Annotated in this window: 19 protein-coding genes; 10 read left to right on the forward strand and 9 right to left on the reverse strand. The window is 50.8% G+C overall.

Features of this window, described 5'->3' with window-relative positions; translation table 11 throughout:
* Positions 1 to 16: 16 nt before the first annotated feature.
* On the forward strand, positions 17 to 877 hold the full coding sequence (locus tag CR205_RS03145; RefSeq protein ID WP_110516845.1) for an ROK family protein: 861 nt from the start codon (positions 17 to 19) through the stop codon (positions 875 to 877).
* A gap of 79 nt (positions 878 to 956) precedes the next feature.
* Here CR205_RS03145 and CR205_RS03150 read toward each other — a convergent pair whose 3' ends face one another.
* The gene (locus tag CR205_RS03150; protein WP_110516847.1) at positions 957 to 1,403 is read right to left on the reverse strand and encodes a hypothetical protein; all 447 of its coding nucleotides are present in this window, start codon (positions 1,401 to 1,403) and stop codon (positions 957 to 959) included.
* Between the two features lie 168 nt (positions 1,404 to 1,571).
* On the opposite strand from CR205_RS03150, the gene CR205_RS03155 reads away from it, so the two are divergent.
* Together CR205_RS03155 and CR205_RS03160 are read left to right on the forward strand one after the other, a co-directional pair.
* Positions 1,572 to 2,045: a hypothetical protein gene (locus CR205_RS03155; protein ID WP_142669851.1), complete on the forward strand. Its 474-nt coding sequence runs from the start codon at positions 1,572 to 1,574 to the stop codon at positions 2,043 to 2,045.
* Between the two features lie 17 nt (positions 2,046 to 2,062).
* The gene (locus CR205_RS03160) at positions 2,063 to 2,593 is read left to right on the forward strand and encodes a GNAT family N-acetyltransferase (RefSeq protein WP_110516851.1); all 531 of its coding nucleotides are present in this window, start codon (positions 2,063 to 2,065) and stop codon (positions 2,591 to 2,593) included.
* A 34-nt stretch (positions 2,594 to 2,627) separates the two neighbouring features.
* Here CR205_RS03160 and CR205_RS03165 read toward each other — a convergent pair whose 3' ends face one another.
* The 3 genes from CR205_RS03165 to CR205_RS03175 all read right to left on the reverse strand — a co-directional run bounded on the left by CR205_RS03165 (position 2,628) and on the right by CR205_RS03175 (position 4,341).
* On the reverse strand, positions 2,628 to 2,990 hold the full coding sequence (locus CR205_RS03165; protein ID WP_110516853.1) for a VOC family protein: 363 nt from the start codon (positions 2,988 to 2,990) through the stop codon (positions 2,628 to 2,630).
* Positions 2,991 to 3,059: 69 nt separating this feature from the next.
* A complete protein-coding gene (locus tag CR205_RS03170; protein ID WP_110516855.1) occupies positions 3,060 to 3,419 on the reverse strand; it encodes a VOC family protein in 360 nt (119 codons plus the stop codon).
* 34 nt (positions 3,420 to 3,453) lie between these two features.
* Positions 3,454 to 4,341: a DUF899 family protein gene (locus CR205_RS03175; RefSeq protein WP_161524651.1), complete on the reverse strand. Its 888-nt coding sequence runs from the start codon at positions 4,339 to 4,341 to the stop codon at positions 3,454 to 3,456.
* A gap of 105 nt (positions 4,342 to 4,446) precedes the next feature.
* On the opposite strand from CR205_RS03175, the gene CR205_RS03180 reads away from it, so the two are divergent.
* From CR205_RS03180 to CR205_RS03190, 3 genes are all read left to right on the forward strand, one after another.
* Positions 4,447 to 4,716: a hypothetical protein gene (locus tag CR205_RS03180; protein ID WP_110516858.1), complete on the forward strand. Its 270-nt coding sequence runs from the start codon at positions 4,447 to 4,449 to the stop codon at positions 4,714 to 4,716.
* Positions 4,717 to 4,887: 171 nt separating this feature from the next.
* On the forward strand, positions 4,888 to 5,127 hold the full coding sequence (locus CR205_RS03185) for a hypothetical protein (RefSeq protein ID WP_110516860.1): 240 nt from the start codon (positions 4,888 to 4,890) through the stop codon (positions 5,125 to 5,127).
* An 18-nt stretch (positions 5,128 to 5,145) separates the two neighbouring features.
* Complete coding sequence (locus CR205_RS03190) at positions 5,146 to 5,367, forward strand: hypothetical protein (protein WP_110516863.1); 222 nt, start codon at positions 5,146 to 5,148, stop codon at positions 5,365 to 5,367.
* 255 nt (positions 5,368 to 5,622) lie between these two features.
* Here the strand turns inward: CR205_RS03190 and CR205_RS03195 are convergent, their stop codons facing one another.
* Entirely contained in the window at positions 5,623 to 6,270 is a 648-nt protein-coding gene (locus tag CR205_RS03195; protein WP_110516865.1) for a glycosyltransferase, read from the reverse strand.
* A 275-nt stretch (positions 6,271 to 6,545) separates the two neighbouring features.
* Between CR205_RS03195 and CR205_RS03200 the strand changes: the two genes are divergently transcribed.
* Positions 6,546 to 6,941: a hypothetical protein gene (locus CR205_RS03200; protein ID WP_110516867.1), complete on the forward strand. Its 396-nt coding sequence runs from the start codon at positions 6,546 to 6,548 to the stop codon at positions 6,939 to 6,941.
* 143 nt (positions 6,942 to 7,084) lie between these two features.
* Here CR205_RS03200 and CR205_RS03205 read toward each other — a convergent pair whose 3' ends face one another.
* The 4 genes from CR205_RS03205 to CR205_RS03220 are packed head-to-tail and all read right to left on the reverse strand — an operon-like array spanning position 7,085 to position 10,849.
* Positions 7,085 to 8,095 (reverse strand): FecCD family ABC transporter permease, encoded by a 1,011-nt coding sequence (locus CR205_RS03205; RefSeq protein WP_110516869.1) that lies wholly within the window; start codon positions 8,093 to 8,095, stop codon positions 7,085 to 7,087.
* Positions 8,095 to 9,099 (reverse strand): FecCD family ABC transporter permease, encoded by a 1,005-nt coding sequence (locus tag CR205_RS03210; RefSeq protein ID WP_110516871.1) that lies wholly within the window; start codon positions 9,097 to 9,099, stop codon positions 8,095 to 8,097. The genes CR205_RS03205 and CR205_RS03210 overlap by 1 nt, the downstream gene beginning before the upstream one ends.
* Before the next feature lie 30 nt (positions 9,100 to 9,129).
* Positions 9,130 to 10,053, reverse strand: a complete 924-nt coding sequence (locus CR205_RS03215; RefSeq protein WP_110516873.1) for an iron-hydroxamate ABC transporter substrate-binding protein — start codon at positions 10,051 to 10,053, stop codon at positions 9,130 to 9,132.
* A complete protein-coding gene (locus CR205_RS03220; protein WP_110516875.1) occupies positions 10,007 to 10,849 on the reverse strand; it encodes an ABC transporter ATP-binding protein in 843 nt (280 codons plus the stop codon). The genes CR205_RS03215 and CR205_RS03220 overlap by 47 nt, the downstream gene beginning before the upstream one ends.
* A 129-nt stretch (positions 10,850 to 10,978) precedes the next feature.
* Between CR205_RS03220 and CR205_RS03225 the strand changes: the two genes are divergently transcribed.
* From CR205_RS03225 to CR205_RS03235, 3 genes are read left to right on the forward strand one after another with little or no spacing between them, the layout of a single operon-like run.
* Positions 10,979 to 12,028 (forward strand): NAD(P)/FAD-dependent oxidoreductase, encoded by a 1,050-nt coding sequence (locus tag CR205_RS03225; RefSeq protein WP_110516877.1) that lies wholly within the window; start codon positions 10,979 to 10,981, stop codon positions 12,026 to 12,028.
* 30 nt (positions 12,029 to 12,058) lie between these two features.
* The gene (locus CR205_RS03230; RefSeq protein WP_110516879.1) at positions 12,059 to 12,484 is read left to right on the forward strand and encodes a GNAT family N-acetyltransferase; all 426 of its coding nucleotides are present in this window, start codon (positions 12,059 to 12,061) and stop codon (positions 12,482 to 12,484) included.
* Positions 12,485 to 12,508: 24 nt separating this feature from the next.
* On the forward strand, positions 12,509 to 13,327 hold the full coding sequence (locus CR205_RS03235) for a GNAT family N-acetyltransferase (protein WP_110516881.1): 819 nt from the start codon (positions 12,509 to 12,511) through the stop codon (positions 13,325 to 13,327).
* The last annotated feature ends 20 nt before the right edge of the window (positions 13,328 to 13,347 follow it).

Consider the following 13,347-nt stretch of genomic DNA (forward strand, 5'->3'; position numbering starts at 1 on the left):
TGATGGGAGGATGCTTATGCTTATTGGCGCAATTGAAGCAGGCGGGACAAAATTCGTCTGTGCAGTGGGGTATCAAAACGGAGATATAGTGGAGAAGATCACGATTCCAACGAGGGAGCCGAATGTTACGCTGCCGGAAGCGGATCGTTTCTTCTCATCATTTAAAATCAGTAAAATGGGGATCGGCAGTTTTGGTCCTGTTCACGTGGACCGGAAGAGCACCCGTTACGGGGAAATTCTTGAAACACCAAAACAGTCCTGGAGAGGGGTGAACATGGTTCGTCACTTCACAAATTCGCAGGACGTTCCCGTCCATCTTGATACGGATGTTAACGCATCCGCGCTTGGTGAATACGTCTGGGGAGCCGGGAAAGGTAAGGACAGCTGTCTTTATATTACCGTCGGAACCGGTATAGGGGCGGGGTTTGTTAAAGACGGCTTAAGTCTAAATGGCCGCCTCCACCCGGAAATGGGTCATATTCCTGTGGAGCGACACGAGGAAGATTCGTTTGAGGGCTGCTGCCCTTATCACGGGAACTGTCTGGAAGGGCTGGCGTCCGGCACGGCAATCCGGGAAAGGTACGGCAGAGAAGGAAAACATCTAAGTGACAGTAATGAAGTCTGGGAGATGGAAGCGTTCTACCTGGCTCAGGCGGTTGCAAGCTATCTGTACGTGCTTTGCCCTGACATTGTGATTATCGGAGGCGGGGTGCCAAAGCAGAAAACGCTGCTGCCTCTGGTGAGAAAAAAAGCAGCAGAACGAATAAATGGGTACGTGAATCCGGGAGATTTCAAGGAATGGATTGTTTCTCCTGCTCTGAATGATGAACAGGGGATTAAAGGCGCGATGGCGCTGGCAATTGAGGGGAAGAGGTAATCGTTATCCCCGGATACCATCGCAGCTAAACAAAAACATCCTTATTGGAGAAATCAGATCTTTTGTCAAAACGCACAGCTCAGGCTGTGCGTTTTGACATGGAATCAGGGTGCTCAGGGGCTTTTCTCAGTATGAAGCTGTCCAGGAGCACATACCCGGCGATCATCCCGGCAATTGTAATCGCACTGCCGTTAAAGGGAGTGATCTGGGTGAAAAAAGGAATCTGATGTGCCCACTCCGTTAAAGCCAGCAGAGGTGCGAAGGTTACATAGAGGGCAGGCACTGCGATTGCTGCGAATTTTGCCCAGTTAAACCCAAAAAAACCGGCCTGAACGTCTTTAATGAAGCGGGGAATGCGAAGCAGGGCACCGAGCAGCACCGGAAACAGTGTTGTGTAAATAACCAGAGGGGCAATGTTGAAGGTCTGCTGCGATTCGATCCGGAGCTGCTGAAGCTGATGCAGCCCTGCGTAAAGGATGATGCCGAAGAAAAGTGTCAATCCAGCGTAGGTTATAAATGCCTTCATAAATCCTCCTTGTCTGGTATAGGCTGTTATTTCTTTATTTTACCATATGACGTCTGGTAACAGATGTTAAAGCTTTTCTGGGTCTAAGCTAAAAACTGAAAAAATATGATTTAAAATGACTGAATGCTATATAATGGAAGAAGCATGACTGGTGGAAGGAGGGCACCGATGATGGGAAGACTTGAAAAACGTCTCGTCTACCTGTTTACCGGCGAGTGGATGTCTGCGGGTGTATTCGCAGTGCTCTATTTTTATTTTTCAAGTGAATTTGCTCTGTCCGGCAGTATAGGGCTGATGTTTTCCGTGGCGCTGCTCTGTCTGATTCTTCTACAGGGGGGACTGTATTGGTTTGTACGGTGGCGGACGGTTCGAACCGGAAAGCCGGGTACACAGGTATACCGGCAGCTGCCATACTGGAAACGGGTAAATCAGGCGCTTCTTTTGATCGGGGGCGTCGTCCTTCTGCTGGAAATAATTCTGGCGGCTCCAGTTTTACCGGTGATATTGGCGATTATGTTCGTGTACGGCTTTGCGGTTATCGAATACATTAACTATTTTCACGTACAGCTCACCAACTACCGGGGAGGCCGGTTCAGACGGTCGTCCATTGCGAAGGAAATAGAGAGACAATTACAGTCGTAGATTAGGAGAGAATCGGGATGTACAATTACATAGCATTCGAACCGGACATGGAAGCAGAACTGGTCGCATTTATGACAGGAAACCGCTGGCCGTTTCACGGCGAGGAAGAGCCCGAGGAGGAAGATATCCGGGATCGGGTAAAAGAAGGGGTCTATCAGGGGAACGGCAATAGGACGTACTGGATTACGGCGGGTGATGAAAAGATCGGACTCATCCGTGTATTTGATCTGGATGATCCGATCTGTCTGTTTGATATCCGGATCAAGGAGAGCTGGCGGGGACGCGGCGCCGGCCGTGAGGGAGTGGAGTGGCTCACCGGCCGGCTGTTTCGCGACTTTCCGGAGCTGATACGGATAGAGGGTCACACACGATCGGACAATATTGCGATGCGCCGAACATTTGCTGCAGGCGGATACGTAAAAGAGATGTACACACGCCAGTCGTGGCCACAGGGTGGAAAGCTCTATGATGCAGTCGGGTATGCTGTGATCCGTGCCGACTGGGAAAACGGGACGGTGACAAAGGTGGAGGATAAGTTGCCATATTAATGTTTTAAATGAGCCATTTCCCAAAATGCCGCAGCTAGGTGGATGTGACCCGCCAGTAGTAGCCGTCAGGATCTGTAATTCTGAAATCGGTGCTGCCCCACGGTCTTTTGGCAAGAGGGGAGGATGGGGTGACTCCTTGTGAGAGTACATGGTTGTACGATTCCTCGATGTCGTCCGACTCGAGAACAAGTTCAACCCCGAGTCCGCGTCGTTCCCCGGTACCTTCGGCCTTCAGCGGGTGGCGATTATCCAGTCCATCCATCAGACCGAGCCCCAGCACAACACTGCCGCTTTGAAGAGAAACATAGTGGGGATTCAGTGTGTCCGGACGCTGAAAACGCAGAATATCACAGTAAAACTTTACGGATTCATTCAGATTCGGATACAAAAAGTTCAATGCGAAGTTTCACCAGGATCCCTCCAGCTGGAAAGTGATATCTGAAAGCCGTCAACTTTCAGGTGGGTATTATTCCTCAAAATGGCATACGCCGAGCACGTTGCCGTCAGGGTCTTTAAATTCAAATGAGCGAACGGTGCCGTAATTCATAACCGGGCTTGTCCTGACGGCGTTTTTGTTCAGCCGCGTGCGAGCCTCCTCTATGTTTTCGGCGTAAAAATTAAACACCGGGTGGGGGGACGGATATACGTGATCCGACTGGACGAGGGTGAGTGGGGTTTCCCCATCTGTGTCGAGGGCGGCATATCCACCCTCTTTTTCATGCCAGCGGACGGAGAGTCCGATTGTTTCCGTGTACCAGGCAAGCGACTGGTCGATGTTTTTTACCTGAAGAAAAACCGTATCAATACGTTTGAACAGGGCAGTCATTAGTGGTCAGCTCCTTATTTATTGAGTCCATGGCTTACTTTTCGAACAAATGAAATCTGAGACCGTACGGATCCTTTACCAGCATGCTCGTATCGCTGTATGTCTTTTCAATTTCACAGCCGTTCTCCACGAGACGCTGCTTCATTTTTCCCGCATCGGCTGCGGCAAACTCAAAGTAGACGGCGTCTCCTTCTGTTTTCTCCATGTAAAAGGTGGTGGAGCCGCTCTGAAACACGAGCTCGTCCGGTTTATCCTGTACGGGGGTCATGCCGAGAACGTGCTCGTAAAAGCGGGCGGCATTCTCCGGCTCCCGAATCTGGACGGCGACGTTTCCGGTCATACGAAACTCCTCTTTTGTTCTGGCTGGATCGAAATCGCCCCTGCCTCCCGGAAGGAGGTCCAGCAGGTGCCACACCGAGCAGAAATCATCGCCGGGCCCGAACATCGCCTGGTTCGTATGAACGATGCGTCCGTCACTGGTTTTTTGAAACACGGACACGCCGGGATAAAACAGGTCGTCCACCTGAAAACCCAGGTCGCTCCTGAGCGGTGTGTCGCCGTCCGACACAAGGGGGAACGTCCAGCCGCGCTCGGCCCGCAGGCTGTCGAGGGTGTCAGGTGAATCCGGTGTGGCAACTGCGAAGGCGGCTTTCTGCTTCAGGTGCGGATAAATTCCGTTAAAGCCGTCCGACCAGAGGCTGCAGTAGCTGCACCGCCTGCCCATGTGATGGATCAGGATCAGTTCGTTTTTGTCCTCAAACAGCTCGGCAAGAGTGACCCGATCTTTCTGTGGGGTAAGAAAGGCGGCGTTTTCCACCTCTTTCTGCGGCTGGGTACGGCGAAGCTTTGCCAGTTCGTTTTTCTTCTGCTGGATTTCACGCTCGAGGCGGATAATCTGTTCGGTGAGTGCCTGTGTGTGCATCGTCATCCTCCCTTTGTCTGAATATTCCATTATCTATAGAGTAGAAGAGAGACGGGGAAAAAAGCAAGAAAAATATGTTAAACTTTCAGAAAAGGGGGCATTTGTATGGATTTGTTTTCGTCGCTCCTCCTTGCAGCCGTGTTCATCATCCTGATGATCGTCTTAAGGAGAGCTTTCGGACGGCTGGCGGCTAGAGTGTTTCAAATCAGTGAGGAGCGCGCACAGGTGATGGTCTGGCTTGGTCTTTGTGCCGTGCTGCTCGTTTTTTTCGTCGCAGAAGGACGTCTGGAATGGAGTCTGCTCGTCGGGCTTGCCGCCTTGTACGGCTTGTACCGTGCCCGGAAGGTGTTCAGGAAGGAAAGGGTTTATTCCTAGGCAGCCGGGCTGCTGACACGGGGTACATAACAAAGAGGAGCGGCTTGTTCCTGCACAGGTCCGCTCTTTTTTTGTCTAATGTAGTCAATAAGTCTGGTGAAATTTTACAGACGAAATTCGCAAGGTCAGGTAAAATTAAGTGGGTAAGTAAAATTGAAGCGGGGTGAACCGATGGTGAAATGTGCCAGGTATTTTGTATGCGCCTGGTTCCTGATCGGTCTTTCGGCATGCGGGCTTGATGCAGGTGCAGAGGACTACGTGATCTGGGGAGAGGGGAACATGGGAGATGAGCTTCTTGAATCGGGGGCAGACCTACTGGAAAAAGCCGGTATCACATACATGATCGATTCTGATTCGAACATCCTGATTCAGAAAAAGGATCTGAACAAAGCAGCTGCATGCTGCTCCTAACATAGAGGGGGAGAAATGATGAAATATCTGATTGCCGGGATCGCAGGAGTACTGATTTTTGTTATGGGATATGTATCTTTGGAACTGATGAATTATTATGTTTTCAGTATGTTCCACTTTTATTTTCATCCGTTTATGCTGTTTGACCTTATCAAGTGGATGACACTGTATGTCCTGCCGTGGATCGCGCTGTACTGGTTTATTCAGTTTGTTAAACATTACAAAGTGACCAAGGTGTAAATTGGAAAACAATTTTGCCGGCCATGTTTAAACTGCGCTGCTCTGTTTTAGTGTCAAAAGTATTTATGTACCTTGTGCAGTCTTCCACCGAATAAGTTTTGTACTGAGGGAGGTATACCTGAGAGAGGAAATACTCGATAGCCTTATCAATACTTTAAAAAAACAAAACGGTACAAACGATCGTTACACAATCATTTGTACCGTTTTTATGATTTAGAGACTGTTTATGTTCCGGCATGTTCTTAGATTGATTATTTACTTATTAAATTTCTCCGGAAACTGCTTCACCACACCATCAGCGATTGCATCTGACATTAAGATGATATGGGTGACTCCTTCATCAATCGAATGGATTCTTGGTTCCCAGCCCTTTTCCAGGCTTGCTGTTAAGTCATCTGTCACCATGTCCAGATGCATATAAAGCAGTTTTTTCAGGTCTTCAAGTTTCAAGAAGGGATTGGCATCACTGAGGAAGACCGCTATATCATCAGCATTTCTGAGCCATTCCTTGTTTTTCTGATTCACATCCTCTTCATTTCCCTCTTTTGCTGCCTCTACAATCTCACCGGCAATAACAATATGTTCCTTCAACAGCTCCGTAAGTCTGTTCCCTGCATCCTCACCGTATATAGGCTTTATAGCATCACCAATATCTTCCTGGTTTTTTAAAAGTCTGGACAGCACGTCCTGTTGATCCTCTGCTCCTGCAGTTGTGGCACTTGTAATATAATTACTGGTCCACAGAACATGATCAATCCAAAGCCTCCTGAATTCATTCTCAAACTGAACTTCTGATTGGCTGATACACTGGTCCTCCTGTAGAGGTGCGGCACTGACTGATACAGCTTGTATGCTTAACAGCATAAACATCAGACTTAATCCAATTATTAAAGATTTTTTCATCCAAACTGCTCCTTCATGTTATTTTATCGTCATTATTATGGATGAATTTGGATTATTTATTCGAAGATCATGAGACACCTTATTTTAGAGGTAAAATCATCTCCGTATCAGCACAATCATGCAAAAGTCTGAAGGTATTGCATATGAATATGATATACATGAAACAGAAATCTGCTCGAGTAGAGACAGAGGGATATGGAAAAGATGATAGCGGAGCCGCTTACATGATAAACCATTCGGGGTGAGGAAAAGAGAGAAATGAGAAAGGGAAAAAGATGAATAGGAGAACATTTACAGAACAGGAACTCAGAAAAGAAGCCAGCAAACTTTGCCGTATTCACTGGGGAGTGGATTACACAGGTGGGATTGAACTCGTTCAGGAGCGCTGGGAGGAACGTAACGCCCTTTTTATCGTTGATCACGATAACGATCAGCGATGTATTCAGATGAGCCGGCCCAGAAACGCAGAACGTTCACTGGAAGGCGTAATCCAATCACTCCTCCACGAGCTTGTCCACTGGCGACTTCAAAGTCTCGGGCTTCCCTTCCGTGACACAGATGACGCCTTTATTGAAGAAGCAATACGAGTAGGGGCCAGCATCAGTCTGGCTGAAGATGCTCAGAAAGCTTACCGGAACTACCTTACCCGCACCGGTAATAAGATCTCCTGACTTTTTCCTTCCAACAGATAAGTGAAGGGATTACTTCAGATTTTTAAAAACGAAAACATAAAAAACACATGCGGCTGTTCATGTAAACACCCCGCATGTGTTTTTTCTTTTGTAATCAGATTATTAATAAAAAACCTGGCTGTTTATTTTTTCACGAGCAGATAAACGAAGTAAGGCGCGCCGATCAGGGCCACGACGATCCCTGCCGGAATCCCGTCCGGCTCTGTGAGATTGCGGCCAAGGGTATCCGCTGAAAGCAGAAGCAGACCACCGATCAGAACAGCCACGGGAATCATCCGCTGGTGGGCAGCCCCTGTAAGCGCCCGGGCGATATGCGGCGCCATCAGTCCCACAAAGGCGATACCACCCGTTACAGAAACGGCCGATGCAGCCAGCGCCACCGCCGCAAGGATCAGCTGAATCTGCTCTTTTCGCACAGCAACTCCGACGCAGGTGGACACCGATTCACCGAGTGCAAGGAGGTTCAGTCGGGACGCCTTCGCCAGGACGAACGGAACGAGCACGAGGAGCCACGGAAGCAGCGCCCAGACGAACGGCCAGTCGGTGCCCCAGATGCTGCCTGCGAGCCAGGAAGCGATAAAGTCCACCTTCTGACGGTCGGCGGATGCAATGAGCACGATCATAAGGCCCGAGAGCGCAAGGGAGAATCCCACACCGGTCAGGATAAATCGGTTTGGATTCAGGATGCCTGTATGATTTTCCCGCGCAAAAAACCAGATGGCTGCTGCAGTTAGAAGAGCTCCGGCAAACGCGGCAGCGGGCAGGACGTACACGAACATGCCGGTCTGGAGCGGGAAAAACAGAAAGAACACAGCTACCGCGGCCCCGGCGCCGGAGTTGATGCCGATGATGCCGGGGTCAGCCAGGTCGTTCCTCGTAATACCCTGCAGGATGGCACCGGATAACGCGAGCGCCATCCCCGCCAGCATGACGACAATCGTTCTGGGAAGGCGGATGCTGAACAGCACGAGCGATTCCTGAAACGTTCCCTGGCCGAAAAGGACCGGTAAAAGCCGGGAAAAGGACAGTGCCGAGTGGCCGGCGCTCAGGCTGATCATCATCGTCAGGATGGTAAGGGCGATCAGGATCAGAAGGATGATACGATGTTTTCTTGCCAGACTGGGGTGTGTCATCAATAGCCCCGGCCTCCTTTCCGGACGACCCAGAGAAAGAACGGCAGGCCGAGAATCGCGATGATGGCCGCCACCGGTGTTTCATAAGGGGCGTGAATTGTCCGCCCAAGCGTATCGGCGAGAAGCATGAACACGGCTCCGGTGATGGCGGACAGCGGGATCACGAAGCGGTAATCGGTTCCTGCCACAGCCCGGACGATGTGCGGCACCATCAGGCCGATAAACGCCAGGTTTCCGGCTAGGGCGACCGACGCCCCTGTGAGGAGGATCACGGTTACAAACAAGATGCCTTTAACCAGTTCCGTCCGCTGACCGAGACCGGCAGCCACTTCCTCGTTCAGACTCAGGATGGTGACCTGTCTGGAAAGGAGGAGGGCAGTCAAAAGACCGATGCCGATCACGGGTACGACGAGCTGAAGCTGGCTCATGTTCGTTCCGAGAAGTCCGCCTGCCGTCCAGAGGGCCACTTCCTGGGAAATACGGAACGTGAGCCCAATCCCTTCTGCTATTGCCTGTAAAAACGCAGAAACCGCCGCGCCAGCCAGGACAATACGAAACGGAGACATGGGCCCTCGCCGGACTCTGCTGATACCGAACACGACCGCGCCTCCGATGGCCGCTCCAATAAAACAGGCAATCATGATGGCAAAGTAATTTGTCCCCGGAATGAGCGCTATGGTAACGGCAAGCGCCGCGTTGGCACCGGCAGTCAGACCGAGAAGCCCAGGGTCTGCCAGCGGGTTCCTCGTCATCCCCTGCATGAGGGCCCCGGCGGTTGCCAGCGCCGCTCCGACAACGGCTGCCCCGATTTCACGGGGCAGCCGGATTTCCCGGATAATCGAAAGGGATTCTCCGGTTTCATTTGTAAACATGGCGCGCATCACATCCAGGAACGGGATCTGCGCCGCTCCTGCCGAAAGGGCCAGCGTGAACGCAGCAGCCAGCAGGATGAGCGCCGCAGGGAGCAGTATTGAAAATGGCAGTTTGCTGGATTCAGTGTGCATCGTTATCGCTTCATTTCGTGAAAGAGTAGGTTAGGATTCGGTACCGAGGAAATGCTCCTCAAAGAATTCAAGCTGGTAGTCAAGCGTCAGCGGATCGTTGAAGTAGAATTTCATCGCCTCTGCTTCAAAGACATTGCCGTTTTTGACGGCAGGAATGTTCTGATAGGTTTCGGTTTCTGTAAAGGAGTTGTCGGTGTCAGTGACTTTACTGAAAATCATGTAGTCACCGGCAAACTCAGGCAGAACCTCGGCTGAAAGGGCATAATAGCCGTCTTCAAGCGCCATTTCTTCTACTTTTTCAGGCATGCCGAGCTCCATCTCCTGATAGAGAATCTCGGTACCCCGTCCCCAGTTGTCTCCGAAAATATAAAGCTGTTTGTCGAAGTTTTCGAACACAGAGACAGTTGCGTCATCTCCGATTTCCTCTTTCACACGATCACCAAGGTCGGAGGCCCGGACTTTAAAGTCCTCCACCCATTCCCGGGCTTCGTCTTCCTTGTTCAGAAGCTTCCCGATTTCAATGTGCTGGGTTAAGTAGTCCACATTATCGTATGTGTACGTCACGAGGGGGGCAATTTCCTCGAGCCGGTCAATATTGTTCATATCGGTGGAGCCAATGATCAGATCCGGATCGAGTTCGATCAGTTTTTCCAGGCTTTCGTCGCTGACGACTTCGACACCTTCAAGTTCTTCCTGGAAGTTCGGGTTTTCCACGGACCAGGGATCCACACCGACGAGATCTACGTCAAGCGCCATCACGTTTCCAGTGTAGGATCCGGCAAGTACGACGACGCGCTCGGGATCAGCTGGGACCTCGACAGGACCGTTTTCGGATTCGTAGGTGATGGTGTCCCCGCTGCCGGACTCGCCGGCTGCTTGGCTTCCTGTTTCTTCGCCGCCGCAGGCACTAAGCGCGGCCAGCGACAGGGCGGATATGAGTAATGTTTTCTTCATTGGTGATCTCTCCTTTAAGTAAGTGGTAGGTCATGCACATCGGTTTATGTGTCCGCGGGTCGCGGGCGATGACAGCGTCAATCTGAAAGACGGTCTTCAGTACCTCATGCTCAATCACGTCATCCGGTGTGCCGGATTTGACGATCCCGCCGTTTTTCATGGCGACGATATGGTCGGCAAAGCGGGCAGCGTGGTTCAGGTCGTGAAGAACCATGACGATCGTTCGCTCTTCCGTTTCGTTTAAATGCTGAAGCAGTTCCAGTACTTCCAGCTGATGGGCCAGATCGAGGTACGTCGTCGGTTCATCGAGAAAAATCATATCCGTTTCCTGGGCAAGGGCCATGGCGATCCAGACACGCTGGCGCTGCCCGCCGGAGAGCGCATCCACCGGGCGGTATTTAAAATCAAGCGTGCCGGTCTGCTCCATGGCGCGGTCGATGATCATTTTATCTTTTGCCGTCAGCCTGCCGAAGCCCCGCTGGTGGGGGAACCGGCCGTAGGAAACAAGTTCACCGACCGTAAGGCCTCCTGTCGTTTCCGGCGACTGGGGGAGGATTGCCATATCCTTCGCCAGTGCTTTCGTATTCTTTTTTGCTATGTGTTCCCCGTCCAGCAGAATGGAGCCGTCTGAATGAGGGAGGATGCGGGTGAGTGTTTTCAGAAGCGTTGATTTGCCGCAGCCGTTGGAACCGATAATGGCGGTTACCTTTTTATCCGGGATGCAGAGATCCAGGTGATTGATAATCGGCGTTTCCGTATAGCCGGCAGAGAGGTCTGTGGCCTGAAGTCGAAACATGTTTGTCACCTTCCTGAAAATTTTAGTTGATAACGATTCTCACTATCAATTACAATGATAATCATAAGGACTTTCAGTTTGTTTTGTCAACGATTTATTTTATAACTTTACATAAAAGGAGACGGGGTCATGAAGGATGTTTATGATGTAACCATTATCGGCGGAGGACCGGCTGGGCTGTATTCGGCTTTTTACAGCGGACTAAGGGAAATGAAAGTGAAAATCATTGATGTGCAGCCGGAGCTGGGGGGAAAAGTGAGGCTGTATCCTGAAAAAGTCATCTGGGACGTGGGCGGGATGCCGCCGACGACCGGGGACGAGTTTCGGAAACAGCTGATCGAACAGGGACTGCGCTTTGATCCGGCCGTCCACTTAGATACGAAAGTGACTTCTTTTGATAGACTCGATGACGGCTCGTTTGTCATTTATACAGATAAAGACACGCACTATTCAAAGTCTGTGATCATGGCAGCCGGAGGCGGGATCATCACGCCGCAGAAGCTGAATGTAACCGGAGCCGACCGGTTTGAACTTACGAATCTTCATTACACCATTCAGGCCCTTGATCGTTTTAAAGGAAAAAAAGTGCTTGTTTCAGGCGGAGGAAATGCAGCGGTGGACTGGGCAAATGAACTTTCACCAATTGCAGGCGAAATCTTTCACGTGTATCGAAAAGAGGAACCAACCGGCCACGAGGCGGAGGTGGCCCGCCTGAAAAGAGGACCGGTGCAGTCGTTCCCTTGTACACGGATCACGGAGCTTAAAGCCGGAAGCGATGGTAGGAAGATCGCCCTGGTTGTTCTTGAGCGTGACTGTGTGACAGAGCCGTTTGAACTGGAGGTCGATGAGGTGGTTGTGAGCCACGGATACGAACGGGACATGGAGCTTCTTCAGCAAAAGAAGGAAGAAATCGGCGTGTCTGATGACGGTGTGATCCTGGGGGGATCAGACGGGACAACCGGGATCCCGGGTCTATTTGCAGCAGGTGATTTACTCCGGCATGATGGCAAACTCAATCTGATTGCAGGCGCCTTTCACGATGCAGCAAATGCGGTCAACCAGGCGAAGCAGTACATCGAGCCCGATGCCATGAAATACGGGATGGTGTCCTCCCACAATGACAGATTTAAAGACTGGAACGAGAAAATTAAAGCACAGAGAAACTGCACCATTTGTTAAAATGGAAGAAGAAGGGAAGGTGTGTTTCGGATGATCCGTGAATTACAGACAGAAAGTGAGATTCGCCAGGCATACCAGGTTATGCGTCACCTGCGGACTAATCTGAGTGAAGACGACTATATGAAACTCGTAAAAGAAGCCCGTGAATTGGACGGCTACCGGATGATGGTGCTTGATCACGACGGGAAAATCGCGGTCGTTGCCGGCTTCAAGCCGATGATTACGCTCTACTACGGACGTTTTGTCTGGGTGTGTGATCTTGTCACCGACCCGGCGATCCGTTCAAAAGGCTTTGGTGAAGCGCTTTTGAAAGCGGTTCACCAGTGGGCGAAGGACGAGGGCTATGAGCGTATGGCCCTGTCATCAGGACTGCAGCGTACGGAAGCCCACCGCTTTTACGAAAAAAAATTGAACTACGAACGGGCAAGTTATGTGTTTAAGCATGAGCTCATATAAAGGGCGGAAAAGGGGAGCTTTCTAATGATTACGGAACTGAACAGGGCCGACTTTCACTTATGCAGGCCGCTTATTGATGAGAAGGTTCACCTGGAAGCCCGGGCGGTCGTGGAGGAAAACAATCCCGGCCGTATTTTTGTCGACCATTCACGAAAGCCGGCTGCCGCGCTAATTTGGATCGGAAATAACGACGGCATGATCTTCATCGGCGATCCCCGCAACGACATTTTCCTGAAGGAACTCGTTCCGTTTATTGCCGGCCCTCTAAAAAAAATGCTGGCAGAGGAAGGGATGACCTGGTTTGAAGCTGTTCCTGCCGGGAAAGATTGGGAGGAAGTGTTACAGAGGCTGTTCCAAAACCGGAAGCTTTCAGTGTGGGAACAGCAGGTGTACCGTCTGAATGACACGGATCTGATCCAGCCGGATTATGAAACATCAATCGACGATTACCATTTTATCAGTGCGGCTCAGGCTCTCGCTGATCCCCAGTTAAACACCTCGTTTTTACTGGACATGATCCACGACTCCTGGGCATCCGAATTGGATTTTGCTGCGTCGGGCACAGGCTTTTGTGCCGTGTATGCGGGAGAGGTCGTCAGTGCGTGCCTCACAAACTTCTTCGCCGGCCGCATACATTCTGCCAGTCTCGCAACCAGGGAGGACCACAGAAGAAAAGGGATCGGAAAGCAGGTTACATATCTGTTTGCCGGGGAATGTTTTAACAAAGGACTCGAACCTTACTGGGACTGTACAACAACCAATACCCCGTCTGTTAAAACAGCCGAAGGTGCAGGGTTTTACAAAGATTTCACGTACCGTGTTTATTCTTTTCCCGTAACTTGACGTAAAAGCCCGGGTGAAAC

Origin of the sequence: Alteribacter lacisalsi (assembly GCF_003226345.1) — a bacterium.
GTDB lineage: Bacteria > Bacillota > Bacilli > Bacillales > Salisediminibacteriaceae > Alteribacter > Alteribacter lacisalsi.